This is a genomic window from Campylobacter sp. GB48 (genome assembly GCF_049221845.1).
Lineage (GTDB): Bacteria > Campylobacterota > Campylobacteria > Campylobacterales > Campylobacteraceae > Campylobacter_D > Campylobacter_D lari_C.
In genome coordinates this window covers 164,040-187,321 of record NZ_JBMJAR010000001.1, presented here as the reverse complement: position 1 = coordinate 187,321, position 23,282 = coordinate 164,040, and the positions used below count along the sequence as shown (strand labels likewise).

At 29.8% G+C, this 23,282-nt stretch carries 25 protein-coding genes; 10 read left to right on the top strand and 15 right to left on the bottom strand.

Going from position 1 to position 23,282, the window contains the following annotated elements:
* Positions 1 to 18 precede the first annotated feature (18 nt).
* From ACOTVC_RS00920 to galU, 4 genes are all read right to left on the bottom strand, one after another.
* Positions 19 to 489, bottom strand: a complete 471-nt coding sequence (locus ACOTVC_RS00920) for a hypothetical protein (RefSeq protein ID WP_421627441.1) — start codon at positions 487 to 489, stop codon at positions 19 to 21.
* Positions 490 to 498: 9 nt separating this feature from the next.
* Positions 499 to 948 (bottom strand): Dps family protein, encoded by a 450-nt coding sequence (locus ACOTVC_RS00915; RefSeq protein ID WP_257912335.1) that lies wholly within the window; start codon positions 946 to 948, stop codon positions 499 to 501.
* Between the two features lie 128 nt (positions 949 to 1,076).
* The gene (locus tag ACOTVC_RS00910; protein ID WP_257905858.1) at positions 1,077 to 2,300 is read right to left on the bottom strand and encodes a glucose-6-phosphate isomerase; all 1,224 of its coding nucleotides are present in this window, start codon (positions 2,298 to 2,300) and stop codon (positions 1,077 to 1,079) included.
* Positions 2,290 to 3,120 carry a UTP--glucose-1-phosphate uridylyltransferase GalU gene (gene galU / locus ACOTVC_RS00905; RefSeq protein WP_039617457.1) on the bottom strand — a complete coding sequence of 277 codons (831 nt, stop codon included), beginning with the start codon at positions 3,118 to 3,120 and terminating at the stop codon, positions 2,290 to 2,292. The genes ACOTVC_RS00910 and galU overlap by 11 nt, the downstream gene beginning before the upstream one ends.
* A 74-nt stretch (positions 3,121 to 3,194) precedes the next feature.
* On the opposite strand from galU, the gene ACOTVC_RS00900 reads away from it, so the two are divergent.
* Positions 3,195 to 3,776 carry an IMPACT family protein gene (locus tag ACOTVC_RS00900; RefSeq protein ID WP_039640743.1) on the top strand — a complete coding sequence of 194 codons (582 nt, stop codon included), beginning with the start codon at positions 3,195 to 3,197 and terminating at the stop codon, positions 3,774 to 3,776.
* A gap of 19 nt (positions 3,777 to 3,795) precedes the next feature.
* Here the strand turns inward: ACOTVC_RS00900 and ACOTVC_RS00895 are convergent, their stop codons facing one another.
* From ACOTVC_RS00895 to ACOTVC_RS00885, 3 genes are read right to left on the bottom strand one after another with little or no spacing between them, the layout of a single operon-like run.
* Positions 3,796 to 4,128 (bottom strand): hypothetical protein, encoded by a 333-nt coding sequence (locus tag ACOTVC_RS00895; RefSeq protein ID WP_039627883.1) that lies wholly within the window; start codon positions 4,126 to 4,128, stop codon positions 3,796 to 3,798.
* Positions 4,129 to 4,178: 50 nt separating this feature from the next.
* Positions 4,179 to 4,511, bottom strand: a complete 333-nt coding sequence (locus ACOTVC_RS00890; RefSeq protein ID WP_421627439.1) for a hypothetical protein — start codon at positions 4,509 to 4,511, stop codon at positions 4,179 to 4,181.
* Positions 4,508 to 6,082: an ABC-F family ATP-binding cassette domain-containing protein gene (locus tag ACOTVC_RS00885; RefSeq protein WP_043019375.1), complete on the bottom strand. Its 1,575-nt coding sequence runs from the start codon at positions 6,080 to 6,082 to the stop codon at positions 4,508 to 4,510. The genes ACOTVC_RS00890 and ACOTVC_RS00885 overlap by 4 nt, the downstream gene beginning before the upstream one ends.
* A gap of 53 nt (positions 6,083 to 6,135) precedes the next feature.
* On the opposite strand from ACOTVC_RS00885, the gene ACOTVC_RS00880 reads away from it, so the two are divergent.
* Positions 6,136 to 7,140: a diguanylate cyclase domain-containing protein gene (locus ACOTVC_RS00880; protein WP_421627437.1), complete on the top strand. Its 1,005-nt coding sequence runs from the start codon at positions 6,136 to 6,138 to the stop codon at positions 7,138 to 7,140.
* 1 nt (position 7,141) lies between these two features.
* Positions 7,142 to 8,509 (top strand): phosphomannomutase/phosphoglucomutase, encoded by a 1,368-nt coding sequence (locus ACOTVC_RS00875; protein WP_421627436.1) that lies wholly within the window; start codon positions 7,142 to 7,144, stop codon positions 8,507 to 8,509.
* Here the strand turns inward: ACOTVC_RS00875 and tilS are convergent.
* Positions 8,490 to 9,452, bottom strand: a complete 963-nt coding sequence (gene tilS / locus ACOTVC_RS00870; protein WP_421627435.1) for a tRNA lysidine(34) synthetase TilS — start codon at positions 9,450 to 9,452, stop codon at positions 8,490 to 8,492. The two genes, ACOTVC_RS00875 and tilS, sit on opposite strands and share 20 nt — an antisense overlap.
* Positions 9,442 to 10,758 carry a 30S ribosomal protein S12 methylthiotransferase RimO gene (gene rimO, locus ACOTVC_RS00865; protein ID WP_421627433.1) on the bottom strand — a complete coding sequence of 439 codons (1,317 nt, stop codon included), beginning with the start codon at positions 10,756 to 10,758 and terminating at the stop codon, positions 9,442 to 9,444. Before rimO ends, tilS begins: the two co-directional genes overlap by 11 nt.
* A 76-nt stretch (positions 10,759 to 10,834) precedes the next feature.
* On the opposite strand from rimO, the gene prfB reads away from it, so the two are divergent.
* Together prfB and ACOTVC_RS00855 are read left to right on the top strand one after the other, a co-directional pair.
* Positions 10,835 to 11,935: a peptide chain release factor 2 gene (prfB, locus tag ACOTVC_RS00860; RefSeq protein WP_039642502.1), complete on the top strand. Its 1,101-nt coding sequence runs from the start codon at positions 10,835 to 10,837 to the stop codon at positions 11,933 to 11,935.
* Between the two features lie 19 nt (positions 11,936 to 11,954).
* A complete protein-coding gene (locus ACOTVC_RS00855) occupies positions 11,955 to 12,791 on the top strand; it encodes a universal stress protein (RefSeq protein ID WP_214115878.1) in 837 nt (278 codons plus the stop codon).
* A gap of 57 nt (positions 12,792 to 12,848) precedes the next feature.
* Here ACOTVC_RS00855 and ACOTVC_RS00850 read toward each other — a convergent pair whose 3' ends face one another.
* Positions 12,849 to 13,886 carry a YeiH family protein gene (locus tag ACOTVC_RS00850; protein WP_052241312.1) on the bottom strand — a complete coding sequence of 346 codons (1,038 nt, stop codon included), beginning with the start codon at positions 13,884 to 13,886 and terminating at the stop codon, positions 12,849 to 12,851.
* Between the two features lie 105 nt (positions 13,887 to 13,991).
* Here ACOTVC_RS00850 and ACOTVC_RS00845 point away from each other — a divergent pair, with 105 nt between their 5' ends.
* Positions 13,992 to 14,855: a LysR family transcriptional regulator gene (locus ACOTVC_RS00845; protein ID WP_421627431.1), complete on the top strand. Its 864-nt coding sequence runs from the start codon at positions 13,992 to 13,994 to the stop codon at positions 14,853 to 14,855.
* Here the strand turns inward: ACOTVC_RS00845 and murD are convergent.
* Together murD and mraY are read right to left on the bottom strand one after the other, a co-directional pair.
* Positions 14,847 to 16,046 (bottom strand): UDP-N-acetylmuramoyl-L-alanine--D-glutamate ligase, encoded by a 1,200-nt coding sequence (gene murD / locus ACOTVC_RS00840; RefSeq protein WP_421627429.1) that lies wholly within the window; start codon positions 16,044 to 16,046, stop codon positions 14,847 to 14,849. The genes ACOTVC_RS00845 and murD overlap by 9 nt on opposite strands.
* Positions 16,046 to 17,104 (bottom strand): phospho-N-acetylmuramoyl-pentapeptide-transferase, encoded by a 1,059-nt coding sequence (gene mraY, locus ACOTVC_RS00835; protein WP_039640761.1) that lies wholly within the window; start codon positions 17,102 to 17,104, stop codon positions 16,046 to 16,048. Before mraY ends, murD begins: the two co-directional genes overlap by 1 nt.
* Positions 17,105 to 17,182: 78 nt before the next feature.
* On the opposite strand from mraY, the gene gpmI reads away from it, so the two are divergent.
* Both gpmI and fabG read left to right on the top strand, forming a co-directional pair.
* Positions 17,183 to 18,661 (top strand): 2,3-bisphosphoglycerate-independent phosphoglycerate mutase, encoded by a 1,479-nt coding sequence (gene gpmI / locus ACOTVC_RS00830; RefSeq protein ID WP_421627426.1) that lies wholly within the window; start codon positions 17,183 to 17,185, stop codon positions 18,659 to 18,661.
* 14 nt (positions 18,662 to 18,675) lie between these two features.
* A complete protein-coding gene (gene fabG, locus ACOTVC_RS00825) occupies positions 18,676 to 19,419 on the top strand; it encodes a 3-oxoacyl-ACP reductase FabG (protein ID WP_421627425.1) in 744 nt (247 codons plus the stop codon).
* 10 nt (positions 19,420 to 19,429) lie between these two features.
* Here fabG and acpS read toward each other — a convergent pair whose 3' ends face one another.
* From acpS to ACOTVC_RS00810, 3 genes are all read right to left on the bottom strand, one after another.
* Positions 19,430 to 19,786: a holo-ACP synthase gene (gene acpS, locus ACOTVC_RS00820; RefSeq protein ID WP_039640767.1), complete on the bottom strand. Its 357-nt coding sequence runs from the start codon at positions 19,784 to 19,786 to the stop codon at positions 19,430 to 19,432.
* Positions 19,786 to 20,319, bottom strand: a complete 534-nt coding sequence (fliL, locus tag ACOTVC_RS00815; protein WP_421627485.1) for a flagellar basal body-associated protein FliL — start codon at positions 20,317 to 20,319, stop codon at positions 19,786 to 19,788. Before fliL ends, acpS begins: the two co-directional genes overlap by 1 nt.
* A 76-nt stretch (positions 20,320 to 20,395) precedes the next feature.
* Complete coding sequence (locus ACOTVC_RS00810) at positions 20,396 to 21,034, bottom strand: helix-turn-helix transcriptional regulator (protein WP_257906153.1); 639 nt, start codon at positions 21,032 to 21,034, stop codon at positions 20,396 to 20,398.
* A gap of 243 nt (positions 21,035 to 21,277) precedes the next feature.
* Between ACOTVC_RS00810 and ACOTVC_RS00805 the strand changes: the two genes are divergently transcribed.
* Together ACOTVC_RS00805 and ACOTVC_RS00800 are read left to right on the top strand one after the other, a co-directional pair.
* On the top strand, positions 21,278 to 22,702 hold the full coding sequence (locus ACOTVC_RS00805) for a catalase (protein ID WP_214115874.1): 1,425 nt from the start codon (positions 21,278 to 21,280) through the stop codon (positions 22,700 to 22,702).
* A 51-nt stretch (positions 22,703 to 22,753) separates the two neighbouring features.
* Complete coding sequence (locus ACOTVC_RS00800) at positions 22,754 to 23,224, top strand: ankyrin repeat domain-containing protein (RefSeq protein WP_039625330.1); 471 nt, start codon at positions 22,754 to 22,756, stop codon at positions 23,222 to 23,224.
* Positions 23,225 to 23,282: the final 58 nt, after the last annotated feature.

The window sequence follows — 23,282 nt, the reverse complement described above, 5'->3', positions numbered from 1 at the left end:
GAGTTTTGTTAAGTAAAATCAAAAAATCACTAAAAAATCTTTAAAATCAAAACATAAAGGATTTAAATCGCTCCCTGCAAAGGCTAAAATATAATTTTTTCTTTTTTTATCATAAATAAAACTAGCTCTAAAACCCATTTTAGATTGAGGGTGTGTTTCGTTGATGTGCTCAAGTATTTCATAATTTTTTACAAATTTTAAAGCTAAAAATGCATTGTTTAAACCACCTACGGGAATTTTTTCTTTTTTATAAAAAGGATTAGTTAAAGCTTTTATAATGGCTTTGTGTTTTTGCAAACATTCTTTTTTCAAGCTTTGATTTAAATATACATTAGCACAATAAGCTACCAAACTATAATCATATAATTTTTGCAATAAATCGATATTTTTTTCAAAATGAGTGTGAAGTTTTAATAAGAGTAGTTTTTCTTGAGAGGTTAAATTTGTTTTTTGACTTAAAGCAATAAAGCTTTGCAAGTCAAAAAACATTATAAATTCTTACATAGAGCAAGTATTTTGGATAGTTGAATTAAGCATCCAAAGAACTTTTTCATATTTTGCGATATTTTCTTGAGCAAATGCTGCTGTTGTAGTATCGCTTGCTTTTTCAGCTTCTTCATTTAGCTTTTTAAATTCACCCAAAAGATATTTATAATCTTCTCTAATAAGTTCTAAAACTTCTACTGGAGTAAAGCAATCTTTTTGAACCTTAGGTGCTTTTGCATTTTCTAATAAAGTGTTTGAGCAAACGATAGCCTTTTCTCCTAGTTGTAAAGCTCTCTCAGCGCAATCATCAAAAAGCTCTGCCATTTCTTCATAAGCTTTTTCTGTATATTCATGAATTGAGAAAAACTGTAAACCTTTTACATTCCAGTGATAATTATGAAATTTAATCCATAAGCTATGAGCATCCGCTTGTAATTGTAATAATTGTTTTGTTACTGACATGTTATCTCCTTTTTTATTTTTAAAATTATAACATAAAATTCTTAAATAATAATTATTATTATCTAATAAATTTTAATGTTAATAATTATTATATTTTCATTATACTCTTTTTTTACAATAAAGCAAATTTATTTACTTAACATATTTTTGAGTATTAATTTTCCTACCTCTACGCCAGGTTGATCATAAGTATTAATTCCAAGCATAATGCCACATGCAGAAGTAAATAACTCATAATAATACATCAAATACCCACAATGATAAGCATCTAATTTTTCAAGTTCTATGACATCAACACTTAAATTTTCAGCAATTAATGCATGCATGGTTGCATCACATTGCGCGTTTAAAAGATCATGTAAATTGACCTCATTAGTAAAATCACAATTTTGCAAATGATTAAAGCTTATATTTGGGATGCTAGGAGATTTTTGACTATCTTTGATTTTTAAAAAAGTAACAGTTTTATCTTTAGGTCCATCCATGATAAGTTGTAAAAAGCTATGCTGATCTCTAGCGCCAATTAAAGCAATAGGAGTTAAACCTATGCGTTTAAAGCCTTGTTTTTTACCTAAGCTTTCAGCAATTAGTTGAATATACCATTCATTAAAACCCTTAAAAGCATCTCCGTAAGAAAAAAGCACATTAATATGTGCACTTTTATGCGTGCAATAATGATAAGCCTTTTGCAAAATTTGATCACATTTTTTCTCAAAAAAATCCACATAACAAGCTTTTGCGCCTTCTAATAAGGCTTTGGTATCATACCCACAAAAGCTCAAAGGAACAATACCAATAGCAGATAAAACACTAAATCTACCTCCAACATTTTTAGGTATAAAAAAGCATTTTATGTTTAATTCTTCTCCTAGTTTGTGAAGTTTTGATTCAAAATCAGTAATAAATACAAAGTTTTCATGCAAATTTTCATTTTTAAAATCAAAATGAGCAATGATGAGTTTAAATAAAGAAATCACCTCTATAGTTGTACCTGATTTACTTGCTATGATGAAAAGTGTTTTTTGGGGATTTATTTTTTGCATAGTTTGGGTAAAAGTATGTGAGGAGGTATTGTCAATAATAAAAAGTTTTTTTTCTTCTATTTGATCAAATAAAAGCTCTTTTAAAGCTTTAACCCCACAACTTGATCCACCCATACCTACTAAAACGATATTTTCTATATGAGTTTTAGTAGCGATAAATTCTTTGCTTTCTTTGATTAAATCAAAGCTCGTATCTACTAAGTGATAATACCCTATATCGCCACTTTCTAACTCATCATTCATTCTATTTGCATAAGCAGTGATTTTTTTAAAATCTTGGGTTTTAAAAAATAAAGTATTATTTAGCATTTTTACTTTTCTCATAAAAATAATTTGTCGCTTCTACAAAGCCTTCTACGCTTCCACAATCAAACCTTTTTCCTTTAAATTTATAAGCTAAAACCATATTATTAGTTGCTTGTGAAAGTAAAGCATCGGTAAGTTGAATTTCTCCATTTTTACCTGCTTTGGTATTTTCTAAAATACCAAAAATATCAGGCGTTAGAATGTATCTTCCTATGATTGCTAGATTGCTTGGAGCATCTTTTGGATCAGGTTTTTCTACCATAGAATTTACCATGATCAAATCCTCTTCCACAGCATTTCCAGCTATAACCCCATAGTTTGAAACCTGATCAGCTTCAACCTCCATCACAGCTATAACAGAGCAGCGGTATTTTTCATAAATTTTTACCATTTGAGCTAGGACATTTACCCCGTCTTCATTCACGCATAAATCATCTGCCAAAATTACCCCAAAAGCTTCATCTTGCACTAAAGGCTTTGCCTTTAAAACTGCATCTCCTAAGCCTCTCATTTCATTTTGTCTTGTAAAAGTAAAAGTGCAACGATCTATGAGTGTTCTTATTTCACTTAAAAGGTATTCTTTTTTAGTGCCTGCGATTTGATGTTCAAGTTCATATGAAATATCAAAATAATCCTCCAAAGCTCTTTTTCCACGCCCTGTAACAAATCCCATGGTTTCCATACCAGCTTCTAAAGCCTCATCTACACCATAGTGAATTAAAGGCTTAGTTAGTATAGGTAGCATTTCTTTAGGTAGGGTTTTTGTAGCAGGTAAAAATCTAGTACCATAACCTGCTGCAGGAAAAATACAAGTTTGAAGCATAGTTTATCCTTAAATTTTTATAAGTTGTTTTGATTATAATTTTATTTAAATATTATAGCTAAATTAAGGAAAATATGAAAACCATTGATCAAATTTATCAAGCAAAAATAGAAATCAAAAAATCAACTTTTTTGTCTTTTTTGTGTCCTTTTGAAGATTTTCAAAATTTAATGCAAAAGCTAAGAAATGAGCATTTAAAAGCTGTGCATTTTGTATATGCTTATAGGTATTTAAATGAATTTGATCAAATCATAGAAGATAAAAGCGATGATGGTGAGCCAAAAGGAACTTCTGCCATGCCTTGTTTGAATGTCTTAAGAGGGGCTTTGCTTGTTAATTGCGCGGTGATTGTGGTGCGTTATTTTGGAGGGATTAAACTTGGTACAGGTGGTCTTGTAAGAGCTTATAGTGAAGCTACAAATGAAGCTATTTTAAATGCAAGGCTTTTAGAATTTGAAGCTAAAAATATTTTAAATTTAAACATTCCTTTTCATCTTTATGCAAGATTTGAGCATTTTTTAAATAAAAATAACATTTCATACGAAAAAAAATTTCAAGAAAATGTTGAATTGATTTTAAGTGTTAATGCTAAAGAAGAAGAGGAATTTAAAAAATTTGCAAAAGAGTTTGAATTTAGCGGACTTGTTTGGAAGTAAGCGTTTGCTTACTTCATTTTTATAAAGAATTTAAAAGATCTTTTACCATATCTTTTTGTGGCTCTTGTTTTTCTTCTATATTAGCTTGCATAGGAGTTTCGTTTTGTCCTCTAAAACGATAATTATAAATATTTGACATATTTGAGCTAAAAATTCCTGTGCTAAATTGATCTTGACTCATAGCTTTTGAAAAAAGCTCATCAAGTTTTATGCTTTGCTCGTTTAAATTTTCACTATTGTTTTGACTAAGTAAAGACATAAAGTCTTCATTAGCTCCTTGAGTGCTTTTATAAGCACTACTTTGACCATATCCATACTCTTTAACCGATAAATTATCATGGTTAACTTGCATGTTTTCTCCTTTCAAAATATTACAAGAAAAAAACAAGCAAAAATCATTCCTTAATCACCATGAGTTGGGTAGTATTCAGCTTCTATTTCATTGTTTTTAATAAACTCTTCTCTAGCTTTGTTACAGCGCTCATCTCTTAGTTTTCTATAAGCATTTCTACTCTCTAATTCTTGAGAAGTTAAAGGGCGATCTTCTAAAAAAGAAATGTGAAAATAAGTGTCATCTTCTTTGCTGAATTTTTCATAAAATTCAACATAGTCAAAATAATCTTTTTCACTTTGAAAATCAATACTTTCTTCTATATAAATAGTTGGGCCAAAGCCTCTGTGATTTTGAGTAAAATGTCCAAAACCAGCTGCATATTTTATCTTAAACGAATTCATTCTAAACCTCCTAAAAACTCGTCATAACTTCCTTTAAAGTCTATTAGTTTTCCATCTTCTAAAAACCATATACGATTGGCAAAAGCGCTAATTAGCTCTCTATCGTGGCTTATGCATATCACGCAACCTTTGAAATTATACAAGGCTTCACCTAATGCAATGATACTTTCAAGATCTAAATGATTATCCGGTTCATCTAAAAGTAAGAAATTTCCACGTTCTAACATTAATTTTGAAAGCATTAAGCGGTGTTTTTCGCCCCCGCTTAAGCTAGAAGCCATTTTCTCTTGATCGCTTCCGCTAAAGAGCATTCTACCAAGACATTTGCGAATTTCATCCAAATCTTTGAATTTTTCACTCATTAGCCATTCATAAAGTTTCAAATCTTCATTAATTAAATTCGTTGTATCTTGTGAAAAATATCCCATTTCTATGGTAGCACCAAGGTGAATATGACCACTATCAGGTTCTAATTTTGATGCAATGATTTTAGCTAAAGTGCTTTTTCCAACACCATTTGCACCGATTAGGGCTATTTTATCACCTTTTTCTAATTTCAATTCTAAATTTTCAAATAAAGTTTTATCATAAGCCTTGCTAATACCTTTTAATTCTAAAACTTCATTTCCTATTTCTCTATTTGTTCTAAAAACGATACTAGGATCACGTCTACTTGAAGTTTTAATCTCTTCAAGTTCAAGTTTTTCTAAAGCTTTAGCCCTACTTGTAGCTTGTTTGGCTTTTGAAGCATTAGCGCTAAAACGACGTATGAAATTTTCTAATTCTTCTCTTTCTTTTAAGGTTTTATCGCGTTTGAGTTCAGCTTGCTTAGCAAGTAAGGTTGAAGCCATATACCAATCATCATAATTTCCAGCAAAATCGCGTATTTGTTTAAAATCCACATCTAAAATTCTTGTACAAACTTTATTTAGAAAATGTCTATCATGGCTAATTACTACTAAAGTTCCCTCATGTCTTAAAAGTTCATTTTCAAGCCAAGAAATAGCTTCTAAGTCAAGGTTATTTGTAGGCTCATCTAAAAATAATACATCAGCACCTAAAAACAATACTTGTGCTAATAAAACTTTAAATTTATCCGCACTTTGCAAAGTACTCATAAGAGCATTAAAATCTTTAATATTTAAAGAACTAAGAATTTTTTCACATCTAAGCTCACAATCATAGTTTGGATCTTCTTCTGCTGTTATGATTTCAAGCTCGCTTAATCTATCATTGATTTCATCGGTAAATTCTTCACTCATATAAAGTTTTTCTTTTTCTTTTAGTGCATCATATAATCTTTTATTTGCACACATTACCGCATCTTTGATAGTGTAGTTTTCAAAAGCAAATTGATCTTGTCCTAATACAGCGATTTTTAAATTTGGGTCTATACAAATTTCTCCACTGCTTGATTCTATTTCGCCTGAGAGAATTTTTAAAAAGGTTGATTTTCCTGCACCATTTGCGCCTATAAGTCCATATCTTTCACCACGGTTTAATTTTAAATTTACATCTTCAAATAAAAGTTGGTTTGCAAAACGCATAGTGAGATTTTTTACTTCTACCATTAATATCCTTAAAATATTTTTGCTATAATTTTAACAAAAAAAGGTTTATTATTTTGGATTTTTCGTATTTATTGTTAAAAACATTGCCTAGTATGACTTTGGTTTTTAATATCTTAGCTTTGTTTTTAGCTTATTTTTTTAAGCAAAATAAGATTTTTTTCTTACTCTTGTTGATTTTATGCGCTAGAGCTTTATCTTTAGTAGCAAGTGAGTATCAAGCGCATTTGTTTATCTCGGTGTTTTTGCCTTTTTCTTTTGTGCTTTTTGTGTTTTTGCAAGATAGCAAGCTCGTGTTTGAAAGAATTAATCTCATTAAATTTGCGTATTTAGCCTTTATGGGTTTTGTAGCGTTAATACTTAGCACAAGTACTAATTTTAATGCAAGTATTACAAGTGAGATTTTTGGCCTTTCAACACAATTTTTTAAGCCTATTAGCGAGTTAAGTTTTTGTGTGTTTTGGGCAGGAATGATATTTTTATTATTTTCGTATTTTAAAAACAATGATTTTCATTTTTTGCTAGCTTATATGGGCTTGAGTGTGCAGTTTTTATTTTACAATAGTGTTGATTTGGGTTATTATGAATTTGCTTCTTTAGTGTTGATAGGATTTTTAGCGTATAAAGCTTATAAAATAGCCTTTTTTGACACTTTAACCAATTTGCCAAATTTAAAAGCCTTAAGAAGATATGCACAAGGACTTGAAAATTTTCATTTAGCCTTGATTGAAGTAAAAAATATCAATGAAATTTATCATCAAAAAGGCTCAAAAATGGGCGAGTTTATAATGCATGAATTTGCTAGAATTTTAAAAAAAGCTTTGCACGCTAGAGTTTTTAAAGATGATAAGGATTATTTTATCATTGTATTTGAAAATGAAAACATGGCCTTTGTGCAAAGTAAGCTTCAAATGCTTGAAAATTTTATGCAAAAATATAGTTTTGAATTGAAAGAGCAAAATGCAAAATTAGAAATCAAACTTTGTTTATCTAACAAAAATGAAAACATAGAAGAAAGTTTAAAACAAGCTAAATTAGAACTTAGAAGACAAAAGGATTAAAATGTTAGATTTGATTTTTAGAGAGTATGACATAAGAGGGCTTTACCCAAGTGAGTTAAATGAAAAAAGTGTAAAAGCTATAGGTTATGCCTTGGGTTTAGAAATGAAATCAAGAGGTTGTGAGAAAGTAAGTGTGGGCTATGATGCAAGATATAGTGCAAATGAACTTTTTAACTATTTAATTAGCGGTTTAAATAAAGCTAATATGCAAGTTTTCAATATAGGCTTAGCACCAACTCCTATGGGGTATTTTAGTTTATTTTTTGATGATATTTTTGATGCAAACATCATGATAACAGGTTCGCATAATCCAAAAGAATACAATGGCTTTAAAATCACGATTAGCAAAGAAAGTTTTTTTGGTGCTGATTTGAAAAAACTTTCTTTAAAAGTGCAAGAGTATTTAGAACTTGAAATCAATGATGATTTAAGATATGAAAATTATGATGTTAAAAGCTTATATATAGACTTTTTAGCTAAGCATTTTTCACATCTTAAGGGCTATAAAGAAAAAATCATTATTGATTGTGTAAATGGAGCTACTGGAGTGATTATAAAGCCTTTGGTGGAAAAATTAAATCTTAATGCACAAATTTTATTTGAAAATCCTGATGGAAATTTCCCAAACCACGCGCCTGATCCAACAGAGCTTGAAAATTTACACGCATTGCAAGTTGCGCTAAAAGAAAATGAAAATGCAAAAATGGGCTTTGCTTTTGATGGAGATGGAGATCGTTTAGTAGTAGCAAGTAAAGATTATGTATTTAAGGGTGATGAGCTTTGCTATTTATTTGCTAAAAATATAAAAAATCCTAGAGTTTTAGGTGAAGTAAAATGTTCTAAAAATCTTTTCGATGGGGTAGCTAAATTTGGTTTTATCATGATGGGTAAGACTGGACACTCTAATATTAAAAAAATGATGAAAGAGCAAAATATCGACATAGCAGCAGAGCTTAGTGGGCATATTTTCTTTAAAGATAGATATTTTGGTTATGATGATGGAATTTATGCATTTTTAAGAACTTTAGAGCTTTTAGTAAATGGTTTTGATATAGAAAAATTGGTTAAAGAATTACCAAAACTTTATGCAAGTGAAGAGATTAAGCTTAAGGTTAGTGAGGAAAATAAATTTCAAATCATAGAAAAATTTAAAGAAAAAGTAAAAGCAAACGCTTTTGAAAATGTGCTTGATTGTAATGAAATTGATGGAGTTAGAATCACCTTTAAAGAGGGTTGGGCGCTTTTGCGTGCTTCTAATACAAGTCCATATCTTATCATGCGCACTGAAGCTACAAGTGCTGAATTTAAAGACTTTTTAGAAGCAAGAGTAAAAGAACTTTTTGAAGAAATTATAAAAGAGCTTGCATAAGCTCTTTTACATCAATATTTTTTGTGTACAAATATGCTCTTAAGAGTTTAGGGATTTTTGCTTTTCTATAAATTTCTTTAAATTCTTTTGGCATTTTCTCACAACTTATAAAAGGAAAAATCAACACTTTTTCTTGTATATAAACAATGCCTATTTTATGCGAAATCACTCCATTGCCTTTTAAAGCTTCTTGTCTTTGTTTGGCGCTTAAAAGCACTCCAAGTTTTTTAAAGCATTTTGCGATTAAACTTTCATCTTTATGAGTAATGTAAATATTTTTAAATTCACAAATATTTTCTTCTTTTAAGTCTTTTTCTAGGTATTTAAAACTCTTTTTTACTCCATTTGGATAAAGCTTTAAAAACTCATTAGCAAAATTTTTGCGTATGAAATTTCTAAAATATTTTTCATCATCATTACTCTCATCATGAAAAAAAGTGATATTGTTTTCTTTTAAGTAATTTGAAATTTCTTCTTTTGGAATTTCAAGCAAGGGTCTTATGATAGTAAAATATTTTCTTTTTTCAATATCTTTAAAGCCAAGTAATTCTCTAAGTCCTGCACCTTTGGAAAATTGCATTAAAAACCATTCTAGTTTATCATTTAAATGATGAGCTAGTAAAAGATTATCATAAGAGTGATTTTTGCAAAGTTTTTCAAAAAACTCATAACGCAAAGCTCTTGCGCAAGCTTCGAAATTTTTTGTTATATTGGGTGCGGTTTTGATGTAAATTTTTTTGTGAAAACGCTTAGCTAATTCTTTGGCATTTTGCTCTTCTTTATCGCTATTTTTGCGAGTTTTATAGTTTATAAAAGCAAGGTCAAAATCTATATTTTTTTCTAAAAGCATGAAAAATAAAGCACTCGAATCACTCCCGTGAGAAAATGCTAAAAGATTTTTCCCTTGCTTTAAATGATTTAAATATTTGCTATCAATCATCAAGCCTTCTTAAGGCTTTTGCAATGAGTTTTTTATCTAAGCTCTGTGTGATTTCACACTCATAAAGCTCACCTATTTCTAAATCGCCACAATCACTTTCATTGATGAGAATTTCTCCATCTATATTTCTATCCCAACGCAAATCTTTTGCGCCGATGAAAAATTCTCCTTCAGAGCTTTGACCTTCACAAAATGCTAAGGTTTTTTTACCAACTTGTTGATTAAAGCTTTTTTCTATGCATTCATCGACGATTTTTTCTATCACTTTTAATCTTGTATTGATGATTTTACTAGGAATTTGTTCCATTTTAAAAGCTGCGGTATCTTCTTCTTTAGAATAAGCAAAAACACTAATTCTATCAAAACCAAATTCTTTTATAAAAGTGCATAATTCTTCAAAATCCTCATCGCTCTCTCCAGGGTGTCCTACTATAAAACCTGTGCGTAAAAATGAATTTGGGGCTTGTTTCATTAAATTTAAAAGTTCGATTAATTTAGTTTTGTTAGCTCCGCGTTTCATGATTTTAAGCATATTATCACTGATGTGTTGTAAAGGCATATCAAAATAATTTACAAAAACTTTTGATTGAATGATCTTTTCTATCACTTCTTTGCTAATACTTGTTGGATATAGATATAAAATTCTAGCAGATTTGATACCTTGGATATTTTCTATAGCCTCAATAAGCTTTAAAAGTCCATCTTTTTGACCTTGATCAAATAAATACGAACTTGTATCTTGAGCAATAAAAGAAAAGTCTTTATAACCTTTTTTAACAAGTTCTTTTACTTCATTTACAATGCTTTCTAAGCTTCTTGATTTAAGTTTTCCTTTAAAGCTTGGTATAGCGCAAAATGAACATTTTTGATTACATCCTTCAGCTATTTTGATAAAAGCATGATAATTTGATCCTGTGATTACACGATTGGTATTTTTATCTTGCAAGTAAGTAGAATTTGAAAAAAGATTAGTTTTTTTAAGTATCATTTCATCAATTTTTTCATAATCTCCCACACCGGTAAAAAGATCAACTTCAGGTAGTTCTTTCATTAATTCCTCGCGGTAGCGTTGCATCAAACAACCTGTTACAACCAACAATGAATCTTTTTTTCTTTGCTCGTGTAAGTCTAAAATCGCATTTATGCTTTCTTTTTTAGCACTATCTATAAAGCCACAAGTATTTACAATCAAAACATCAGCTATACTTGGTTCATTACAAATTTCGTAATCACTTAATCTTCCAAGCATGATTTCGCTATCAACTAAATTTTTATTACAACCTAAAGACATTAAAAAAAGTTTTGGCATATTTCTCACTTTAAATATTTTATTTTTTGCTAAAATTATAAGATTAAATTATATCAAAATTGGAAAGAAAATTTTTATGGATAATTACGAATACAGCGAACTTTTAAAAAAATTAAAAAACAAAGTTGGAAATATCGCTTCTATTATTAAGCCTGAAGAGATAAAAGCAAGATTAAAAGAAATAGAAAATTTAGAAAATTCCCCTTCTTTTTGGAGTGATGTAAAACAAGCAGGCATTATAGGTAAAGAAAAAACTAAAATTTCAAATTTGCTTAAAAATTATGAAAATGCAAACAATGCTTTAAATGATGCAAGTGAGCTTTTTGATCTTGCTAATAGCGAAAATGACTTAGACACTATAGAAGCTTTATTTGAAGATGCAAACAAGCTAGAAGATCTTATTGTAAATCTTGAAATTTCTATGCTTTTAAGCGGAGAAAATGACGGCAAAAATGCCATAGTTTCTATTCACCCAGGAGCGGGTGGAACGGAGAGTAATGATTGGGCTAGCATGCTTTATAGAATGTATTTGAGATTTTGCGAAAGAGAAGGTTTTAAAGTAGAAACACTTGACTTTCAAGAAGGTGAAGAAGCAGGGCTTAAAGATGTGAGCTTTTTGGTAAAAGGTGAAAATGCTTATGGGTATTTAAAAGCTGAAAATGGCATTCATCGTTTAGTAAGAACTTCTCCATTTGATAGTGCAGGGCGTCGCCATACGAGTTTTTCTAGTGTGATGGTTTCTCCTGAACTTGATGATGATATAGAAATAGAAATTGAAGAAAAAGATATAAGGATTGATTATTATAGAGCAAGCGGAGCAGGTGGACAGCATGTTAATAAAACTGAATCAGCAGTGCGTATAACTCATATGCCAAGTGGTATAGTAGTGCAATGTCAAAACGATAGAAGCCAACATAAAAATAAAGCAACTGCTTTTAAAATGTTAAAATCACGCCTTTATGAACTTGAGCTTATGAAACAACAAGATGAAGCAAATTCAAGTGAAAAAAGTGAGATAGGTTGGGGGCATCAAATCCGCTCTTATGTGCTTTTTCCTTATCAACAAGTCAAAGACACACGCTCAAATGAAGCTTTTTCACAGGTTGATAATATCTTAGATGGGGATATTAAAAAAATCATAGAAGGTGTTTTAATAGCGCAAAAAGCACAAGATTAATACTACAAAAGGATATTAAATGGAAAAAATTCTAGTTTGTGTGGATGTTTTAGAGCCTTGTAAGGAAAGCTTGCATTATGGGGTATATTTAGCTAAAAAGCTAGATTTACCTTTAATGTTTTTATATACCATAGAACCAAATTTTACTAATGCTGAATTAGCTTGTAGTTTTGGCATAGGCGCTAGTGGATGTGTGATTGAAGATTTGGTAGAAGAGCAAAGTCAAAAAAATGAAAATCTTTGCAAAAAAGGGCAAAGAATTTTAGAAGAATTTTGTGCTTATGCAAAAGAACAAGGCGTAAAAGAATGCTTTAGTGTGCAAAGAGATGGAGATTTGGAAGAAGTTTTAAAAGAATACAATGATCAAATAAGATTAGCCATAGCAGGTTTAAAAGGCGGAGGTAAGAAAAATAAAATAGGTATTCATACAGAAGAATTAGTAAGAGCTTTAAATGTGCCTATTTTGCTTGTAAATTCTGCTTTTAAAGAGATTAAAAGTGTGATGATGGCTTATGATGGGAGTAATTTAGCTAAAAAGGCCATAGAACAAGCCATTAAAAGACCTATTTTTAAAGAAGCAAAGCGTTATATAGTAAATGTTTCTAAAGATGAAAAAGCTTCTTATGAGTTATTAGCTCAAGTAAGTCAAATTTTTAAAGAAGCAAATTTAAATGTACAAACTCAGCATTTAAATGGAGAGATTACTCAGGCTTTATTTGATTTTGGTGATCAAAATGATATAGATTTATTGATCATGGGGGCTTATTCACATCACTGGTTGAAAAGTATTTTATTTGGTAGTTTGACAAATGATATTTTAACTAAGGCTAAAAAACCTTTATTATTAATTCGCTAACATTAATCTATTGTGATTAAAGATTATAAAATAAGTACATGAAAAATTCTCATGTACTTATAAATTTAAAAATAAAATAAAATTAATTGATATAAAGATTAGCCATATAAAAAGCAAAAATGCTATCAAAAATGGTTTAAAACCCGCATTTTTTAAAACATTTTTATGGATATTCACTCCCAAGGCTACCATAGCCATAGAAAGTAAGAGTGTGTCTATGGTTTGTATGCTTGGTTTTATATAGTTAAGTGCAAAATCGGTATTTAATATTTCAAGTGAGCTAATACCACATGCAAATAAAAACCATAAGGCAAAATAAGGAATATTTGCTTTTATAGAGATTTTTTCATTATTTTTACTTAGAAATTTCAATGAAAAAAGACTTAAAAAAATCAAAAAAGGCACTAACATTAAAACACGCATCATTTTTTCTATGACAGCGCCATCTCCTGCTTGCACAGCTTCACCTGCTGCAACAGCATGTGCAACTTCATGCAAGCTTGCTCCCATGAAATATCCCATTTGCTTTAAATTAAAAAAATCAAACCAGCCTAAATTCCAAGCCAAAGGATATAAAAACATCCCCAAAGTTCCAAATACAACCACAGTACAAACTGCCACGCCAACTTTAGCAGAGCCACCTTTAATAACGCTTTCACTAGCCATCACAGCGGCTGCTCCACAAATGCTTGAGCCACTACTTATAAGTATGCTTTCTTTAAGATCAAGTTTAAATAATTTTCCTAGTAAAAGCCCTATAAAAAAGGTAGAAAACACCACTAAAAATGCTAATAAAATTCCATTTAATCCAACTTTTTCTAAATCATTAAAAGTAATTCTAAAACCATAAAGTATAATTCCAAGTCTTAAAATTTCTTTTGTTGCTATGCTTAAAACTCCTGATTTTTTGAGTAAATTTGCATTTTGATGCGCTAAATTTCCTATCAAAGCTCCTAAAATTACAGCTATAATTAAAGCTGAAATTCCAAGATTTTTAAAAAAATTAAGCTCAGAAATAGCAAAAGCACAAAAAGCAAGAGTAAAAAATAGTAAGAAAGCTTCAAATTTTCTATTTTTATATATATTTTTATGCATGAATTTTTCCTTTTTTGTTTTTTGTAATCTTAATGATTTTTTTATGATAAGTAAAATTAATTTTATTTGATATAATGATTAAAAATACTTATCAAAAGATTGCTTATGACTTTTAAACAAATAAAATATTTTCAAGCCTTGTGTAGAAATTTAAATTTAAGAGCTTGTGCTAAAGAATTAAATATAACTCAATCCGCTTTATCCTTAGCTATATCTGAACTTGAAAAAAGTTTAAACACCAAGCTTTTTGATAGAAATGCTAAATTTTTAAGTTTAAATGAAAAAGGAAAGATTTTTTTTAAACAAATTACTCCTTTGATTTTAGAATTTGAACGCATTGAAAAAGCAATGCAAGATGATCAAATCTATGAAATAAGCATGAAAGTTAGTCAAAATGTAGGTACTTATTTACTAGGATCTTTTTTGGATCAAAAGGCAGAAAATATCAAATTAAATTTGTCTTTGGATAATAGTCAAAATATCATCAAAGATATTTTAAATAAAGAAATAGATATAGGTTTGATTGAAGGGATTTGCAAAGATAAGGATATAAAAAAGATTAAAATTTGTGATGATGAACTTATTGTGGTGAGTAAAAATGACTTAAAAAAACAATTTTTCATAGATGAGTTAAAGGATTTTAAATGGCTAAGTCGCGAGCAAGGTTCAGGTGCAAAAGAAGTGTTTTTAAATGCTTTACCTAAAGATATAAAGCTTAATTTAGTTTATGAGTTAAACTCAACTGCTATGATAAAAGAGTTGGTTAAAAAAGGTAAATTTTTAGCAGTTTTACCTAAATTTAGTGTTAAAGAAGAACTTGAAGCTAAAAGCTTATTTGAAGTGAGATTAAAAAATTTTAAAATTTCAAGAGAGCTTTGCTTGATTTATCATAAAAATAAAGAGCCAAGCAAGAAATTTATAAATTTATGTGAGTTTTTAAAACTTTGCATTCAAAAAGATTTAGTTTAATTCTTGAATACATTTTTTAAAAAGCTCTCCCCTTTCTTCGTAAGATTTAAATTGATCTAAGCTCGCACAAGCAGGGCTTAGCAGGGCTACTTCATCATTAGTTAAGTTTTGATTGATTTTTTCTACTGCTTTAGGTAAAAACTCGCAAAAATGTGCTTTTAAATTAGCATTTTTAGCATATTCAAGCATTTTATTAGTGCTTTTTCCTATGGTATAAAGTTCTATATTAAGCTCTTTCATAAAAGCAAATAAAGCACTTAAATCCACTCCTTTGTCATCCCCACCTATGATAAGATGAATTTTTTTATCCTTATAGCGTTTAAGAGCAGCTAAACTAGCATCAAGATTAGTTGCTTTAGTATCATTTACCCAAAGTCTATTTTTATGATCAAATATTTCTTCAAGTTTATTTTTTTCTATCTTAAACTCATTTAAAAGCTCATAAGAGCAACGATCTAGTATGATTTTTTCTATACTTAAAGCAATAAGTACATCAAGTAAAAATGGGGTTTTAAAATGAATTTTTTCTAAGTCAATTTGCATTTTTTTAGCTAAATCTTGCTCATCTTCATAGCTTATAACATAAGCATGGGTTGGATAAGCCTCATACTTTTTAGGTAAAATTACCACATCATTTTCATTCATTCTTTCAAGCACGCTAAGTTTTGCTCGCTCATAATTTTCAAAGCTTTTATGCCAAGAAAGATGATCAGGTGTGATAGGTAAAAGCGCATAAATTTCAGGTTTAGCTACTTTGGTGTAAAAAAGCGAAAATGATGAGCTTTCTAAAATCCATAATTTGGCATTAGCATCCATTTGCGCTAAAGGGGTTCCTATGTTTGCTCCCATTTGTGCGTTAATGTGTTTTAAAAGATGATGTGTCATTTGAGTGGTGGTGGTTTTGCCATTTGTTCCGCTTATCCAAACACTTTTTGGCATGCCATCGTAAAAAAAATCATACTCGCTACTTAAATTTCTTGCTTGCTGTATGAGAAGATGATCACTTGGAAAGCCAGGGCTTGGAATTTCTAAGTCACTTTTTAAAGGATTAAATTCACAAGGTGGTAAAAGTGTATTGCCAAATTCATCTTTACTTATACTTGTAAAATGATCATCATAAATATCGCAATTTCCAAAACGCTGCGCAAAAGCTTTGGTTGTTTTTCCGTATCCAAAAAGTGAAATTTTCATTATCTTAACTTTATACTAATTAATGCAATGATATTTGCAAGTAAGGCTATCATCCAAAAACGCACGATGATTTTATTTTCCACCCAACCTATTTTTTCAAAATGATGATGAATAGGTGCCATTTTAAATACTCTTTTATTAAAGATTTTAAAACTTCCTACTTGCAAGATCACTGAAATAGTTTCTAAAACAAATACAAAACCTATAAGCAAAAGTAAAATTTCATTTTTACTTACTATACCAAGATAGCCTAAAAATGCCCCTATACTTAAACTCCCACTATCTCCCATAAAAACTTGTGCAGGATAGCAGTTATACCACAAAAATCCCATAAGAGCACCAACTAAAGCTGCGCTTAATACCACAAGTTCTCCTAGACCTTGAATTTTAGGTAAAAATAAATAAGAACTATAAATAGCATTTCCACTTAAATATAAAAAAGCACCAAGGCTTAAAAGAGAAAATATAGAAGGCACGGTTGCAAGACCATCAAGTCCATCGGTTAAATTTACAGCATTAGAGCTTGATACAATAACTAAAATCCATAAAAACAACATAAACACACCACCATCAAATAGAGCATGTTTGTAAAAAGGTAAATAAAATTCAGTATTTATATCAAATAAATATAATAACCCAACACAGATAAAAGCAGCGCTAAATTGCCCTAGAAGCTTCATTTTTGGGCTTAATCCTGCGTGATTGTCTTTTTTTAAAATTTTCCCCAAATCATCCACTAAACCTATAGTGCAAAATAATACCAAACATAATAATCCAACGATTACAAAACTATTATTTAAATCAGCGCTTAAAACACTTGCTATGATAGTAGCAAAGATAAAAACAAGCCCACCCATAGTAGGAGTATGAGATTTGGCTTGGTGTGATTGTGGGGCGTATTCATAAATAGGTTGATTTGCTTTTTTATTTTGAGCCCATTTGATAAATTTTGGCATTAAATATAAACTCAAAAATAAAGCGATAAAAAATGCAAAACCAGCACGCACGCTAATATAAGAAAAAAACATATAATTTGTATATTCTGTAAGATAAAGCAAAATTTTAACCTTGTATTTGTTTTTTAAAAGCATAATTTTAGTAAAATCACATAAATAAATTATAAAAAAGAGTAAAAAATGAGTCAAAAATGTATTTTGATAATCACAGATGGTATAGGACATAATACAAATTCAAACTTTAATGCTTTTTTTCATGCTAAAAAGCCAACTTATGATAAGCTTTTTGAAAATACCCCTAATGTTTTGATAAAAACAAGTGGTTTGGCAGTTGGCCTACCTGAAGGTCAAATGGGTAATAGCGAAGTAGGGCATATGTGTATAGGTAGTGGACGCATAATCTATCAAAATTTAGTCAAGATAAATAAAGCCATAGAAAATGATACTTTAAAAGATAATAAGGCTTTAAAAGATTTATTGCAAAAATGCAAAAGAGTGCATATTATAGGGCTTTATAGTGATGGCGGGGTGCATTCTATGCATACACATTTTAATGCACTTTTAAAAATTTGTAAGCAAGAAAATAAAGAAGTTTTTGCACATGCAATTAGTGATGGTAGAGATTGTCCTCCAAATTCAGGTTTAGAATTTATAAAATCTTTACAGGAATTTTGCGAAAAAGAAGGGGTTAATTTTGCTTCTTTATCAGGAAGATTTTATGCTATGGATAGAGATAAGCGCTATGATAGGGTTAAGTCTTATTATGATGCTTTATTTGCTAAGGCACAAAAGTGTGATGATTTTGTGCAATTTATACAAAAAAGCTATGATGAAAACATCACAGATGAGTTTTTAACCCCAGTTATTAGTCAAAACTTTGATGGGATTAAGGCTGAAGATGGCGTGATTTTTATCAATTTTAGAAATGATAGAATGCGTCAATTAGTTGCTTCTTTAACCCAAGAAAGTTTTAATGAATTTCCAAAAGAAGTACTTGTAAAAAATGCCATTACTATGAGTTTGTATGATGAGAGTTTTAAACTATCTGTGATGTTTGAAAAAGAAGAATTAAATAATACCTTAGCTTCTGTGATAGCTAATGCAAATTTAAGCCAACTTCACACAGCTGAAACAGAAAAATACGCTCATGTAACCTTTTTCTTTAATGGGGGAAAAGAAGAATTAGAGTGTAATGAAACAAGGGTTTTAATCCCAAGTCCTAAGGTAAAAACATACGATGAAAAACCTCAAATGAGCGCTAAAGAAGTTGCAGATGAGGTGCTTAAGGGCATAGAAAATGGTATGGATTTTATCGTAGTCAATTTTGCAAATGGTGATATGGTAGGACATACGGGTGATTTTGAAGCTGCGATTAGTGCGGTTGAATGTGTGGATGAGTGTTTAGGTAGGGTTATTGCCAAAGCAAGAGAGCATGATTATGCTTTCATTATTACTTCAGATCATGGAAACTGTGAAGCAATGAGAGATGAAAATGAAAATATGCTCACTAATCACACAACCTTTGATGTTTTTGCTTTTATAGAAGCTAAAGGAGTAGATAAACTCAAAGAAGGCATGGGACTTAGTAATATAGCGCCAAGTGTGCTTAAAATTTTAAACTTGCCTATTCCAAAAGAAATGGATGAGGCTTTATTTTAATTTAAAGGAGAACAATGAAATTTAGTGGAAAAAATGTTTTAATAACAGGTGCAAGTAAAGGTATAGGCGCAGCAATAGCTAAAGAATTAGCAAGTCATGGTTTAAAAGTTTGGATTAATTATAGAAGTAAACCTGAACTTGCTGATGTGTTAAAAGAAGAGATAGAAAAAAATGGTGGCGCTGCAGCTGTGATTAAATTTGATGCAAGTGTTGAAGAAGAATTTACAAGCGCTATTGCAACTATAGTAGAAAGTGATGGTGAACTTAGTTATTTAGTTAATAATGCAGGTATTACTAATGATAAATTAGCGCTTAGAATGAGCATGGATGATTTTTCTTCAGTGATTAATGCTAATTTGAATTCAAGCTTTTTAGGTTGTAGAGAAGCATTAAAAACTATGAGTAAAAAGCGTTTTGGTGCGGTTGTTAATATTGCTTCTATAGTTGGAGAAATGGGAAATGCAGGTCAAACTAATTATAGTGCTAGCAAAGGTGGTATGATAGCATTAACAAAATCTTTTGCTAAAGAAGGTGCAGCAAGAAATATAAGATATAACTGTATTACACCAGGTTTTATAAAAAGTGATATGACTGAAGTTTTAAGTGATGAAATAAAACAAAATTATATTAATAATATCCCTTTAAAACGCTTTGCTGATGCAAGTGAAGTAGCTCAAGCTGTGGCGTTTTTATTAAGCGATCATTCTTCTTATATTACAGGGGAAATTTTAAAAGTCAACGGTGGGCTTTATATGTAAAAGCAAGGTTTTAACCTTGCTTAGTTTCTATAGTCACTACTGCTATGGCAAAACCTCCATCATGTGCTACGCTTACACTTACTGATTTTATATTAAATTCTTGCATGATTTTTTGAGAAAAACTAATATGTGGGGCATTTTTATCATCTTTAGAGATGATGATGTCAAAAAAAGAACATTCTTTGGAAATTCCAACCCCTAAAGCCTTAGAAGCAGCTTCTTTAATAGCCCAAAATCCGGCTAGAGTGTTGGTATTTTTTATATAACTTTGCTCTTGCTTGGATAAAAATTTATCCAAGAAAAGCGTTTTGTGTCTTTCATAAATTTTTTCTATGCGAGAGCATACGACTATGTCACAGCCTATCATTAAGATACTACAAAGTCAGTAAAATAAATATTTTTGATAAAACCATCAGTTAAAACCTCATTGATCTTACCGGTTAATTCATCTTTTAATCTTTCTTTACCTTTTGTGGTGCTTACTTCTTCAAAGGTTTTTGAAGTTAAAGTTCTAATAATAATATCTCTAATAATAGCAACTTTTTTATCAAGCTCAGGAGTTAAAGTTTCAACATTTTGCTCAAGTTGAATAGTGCATTTTACATATCTTGATCCACCATCACTTAATAAATTTAGTGTAAAAGGTGCTAAAGGATACATAACGCCGATATTTGCATAATCACTTCCTCTAGCTGCCACTGCATTTGTTTTTTTAGGAGTTTGTGTTGCTTGAGTGCTTTCTTCGACTTGTGGAGTAGGATTTTCTTCAGAACCACCACTAAACATTAAATAAGCAATTGCTCCTACAATCACAAGTAAAAATACAAATAAAAATACAACGATAATAATTACTAAGGTATTGCCACCTTTTTTCTTTGATTCGGTTTGTTCATCTATCATATCTTCAGCCATATTTTTCCTTTTATTAAATTTAGAGTGTTATTGTATCAAAAATTATGTTTTTTTAAAATTATGATTATTTAATCTTTTGTAAATGCCTATAAACACTAGGTTCGGAAATGCCTAAAAGTTCAGCAACCTTAGGAATAACACCTTTTACATTAAATACGCCTTTTTCATATAAACTAGCTATAATTTTTTGTTTTTCTTTCGGTTTTAAACTTTTATTCTTAAAACTTTCTATATCCATACCAGAAATATCTTTGATAATTTCTTCTAGATCAAGTTTTATGTATTCTTTATTTTCTTGTTCTGTGTTTTCATAAGCATTATCATAAATATTTCCAAGGTTTAAGATTTCATCAGAGATTTTTTTAAATGCTGAAGTATCATGATTAATACAAAGCAAACCTTCAAGTTTTTCATCTTTTTTAATAAAAAATGTTGAACCTGACATGACTTGTGAGTTTTTGGTGGAAGTTTTATAATGTGTTATGTAATCTCGCTCTAAATAGATTTTGTTTTTAATCATTTCAATAGCAAAGCCCGTTAGAGGTGAATTTATAGTTCTTTTACTAATATGGTTATTAGCAATTTCTGCTATATTAGCTCCATCTTCACTTACATCATGCAAAACTATTTCATAATTTCTACCCAAGGCTTCTGCGAGAAATTTTACTAATTTAATGTAATAAGTTCTTGTCTCTTTGTCCATAGGATATTCCTTTTTTGTTAATTTTGTAGTAAAAATATTTAAAACAAGAATGTTTATTCTTATTTTTCAACAATTTTAATACAAAATAAAAATAATTTTGCTTAAAAAGAGATTATATGTAAAAAATAATAAAAATATAGCTATTTTTAAATAATGATAGTTTTTATCGTTTTATTTTATTTTAATAATATATGAATATAATTTATCAAATAATAAAAATTATTATTTAAAAAAGGAGAAATGATGAAAAAACTAACAAATGATTTTGGAAACATCATAGCTGATAATCAAAATTCGCTAAGCGCAGGTGTTAAAGGTCCACTTTTAATGCAAGATTATATTTTGCTTGAAAAACTTGCTCATCAAAATAGAGAAAGAATTCCAGAAAGAACAGTACATGCAAAAGGAAGTGGTGCTTATGGAGAACTTAGAATCACTAGAGATATTTCTCAATACACTAAAGCAAAAGTTTTACAGCTTGGAGAAAATACACCTTTATTTATAAGATTTTCAACCGTTGCAGGTGAAGCAGGTGCTGCTGATGCTGAAAGAGATGTAAGAGGTTTTGCAATTAAATTTTATACTAAAGAAGGAAATTGGGATTTAGTAGGTAATAATACCCCGACATTTTTTATAAGAGATGCGTATAAATTTCCTGATTTTATCCATACTCAAAAAAGAGATCCAAGAACTCATTTAAGAAGTAATAATGCAGCATGGGATTTTTGGAGCCTTTGTCCTGAAAGCTTACACCAAGTTACTATTTTAATGAGCGATAGAGGAATTCCTGCAAGTTATCGTCATATGCATGGTTTTGGAAGTCACGCTTATAGTTTAATTAATGATAAAAATGAAAGATTTTGGGTGAAATTTCATTTTAAAACCAAGCAAGGTATTAAAAATTTAACCAACGAAGAAGCGGCAAATTTAATAGCAAATGATAGAGAAAGTCATCAAAGGGATTTATATGAAGCTATCGAAAAAGGAGATTTTCCAAAATGGACTTTCCAAATTCAAGTTTTAAAAGAAGATGAAACAGAAAAACTAGGTTTTAATCCTTTTGATTTAACTAAAGTTTGGCCACATAGTATTGCGCCTTTAATAGAAGTAGGAGAATTAGTACTTAATAAAAATGTACAAAATTACTTTAACGAAGTAGAACAAGCTGCATTTAGTCCAAGCAATATTGTTCCTGGTATTGGTTTTAGCCCTGATAAAATGTTACAAGCTAGAATTTTTTCTTATCCTGATGCGCACAGATACCGCATAGGAACAAATTATCATTTATTGCCAGTTAATCGTGCAAAAAGTGAAGTAAATACTTATAATGTAGCAGGAGCCATGAATTTTGATACTTATAAAAATGGTCTAGCTTATTATGAACCAAATAGTTATGATGATAGCCCAAAAGAAGATAAAAGCTATCTTGAGCCCGACTTAGTACTTGAAGGTAGTGCACAAAGATATGCTCCACTTGATGATGATTTTTACACTCAACCAAGAGCTTTATTTAATATAATGAATCAAGATCAAAAAGAGCAATTATTTAAAAACATAGCAGCTTCTATGAGTGGGGTTGATGAAAAAATCATACAAAGAGCATTAAGTCATTTTGAAAAAATTTCAAGTGAATATGCAAATGGCATTAAAAAAGCCTTGAAAATGTAATTTTTACTTGCCACTTTAAAAGTGGCAAACTAAAGATTATAAAGGAAAAATATGTTTAGTAATGAAGAAGAAAAAAGAATTCAAGAACTTTGCACTATGGCTTTTGATTACGCAAGAAAAAATGATTTACAAAATTTAAAGATTATGATAGAAGCGGGTTTGAGTGTGAATTTAAAAAATCACAAAGGCGATAGTCTTTTAATGCTTGCAAGCTATCATAATGCTTATGAGTGTGCTAAATTTTTATTAGAAAATAATGCTAGGGTAGATGAGAAAAATGATAGAGGACAAACTCCATTAGCAGGGGTGTGTTTTAAAGGGTATTTGCCTATGTGCAAGCTTTTGGTAGAATATGGGGCAAATATTGATGAAAACAACGGTCTTGGTATGACACCTTTTACTTTTGCACTAATGTTTGGGCATAGAGATATAGTAGAATTTTTAACAAAGCATTCTAAAAAAAGTTTTCTTAAAAAAATAGCTTTTGGTGTGTTGAAAATTTTTAAAAGAAAGAAAAGTTAAACTCTTTGAAAAAATAAAAATTATAAAATTATCCTTTTATTTGTAAATAGAAGGATAA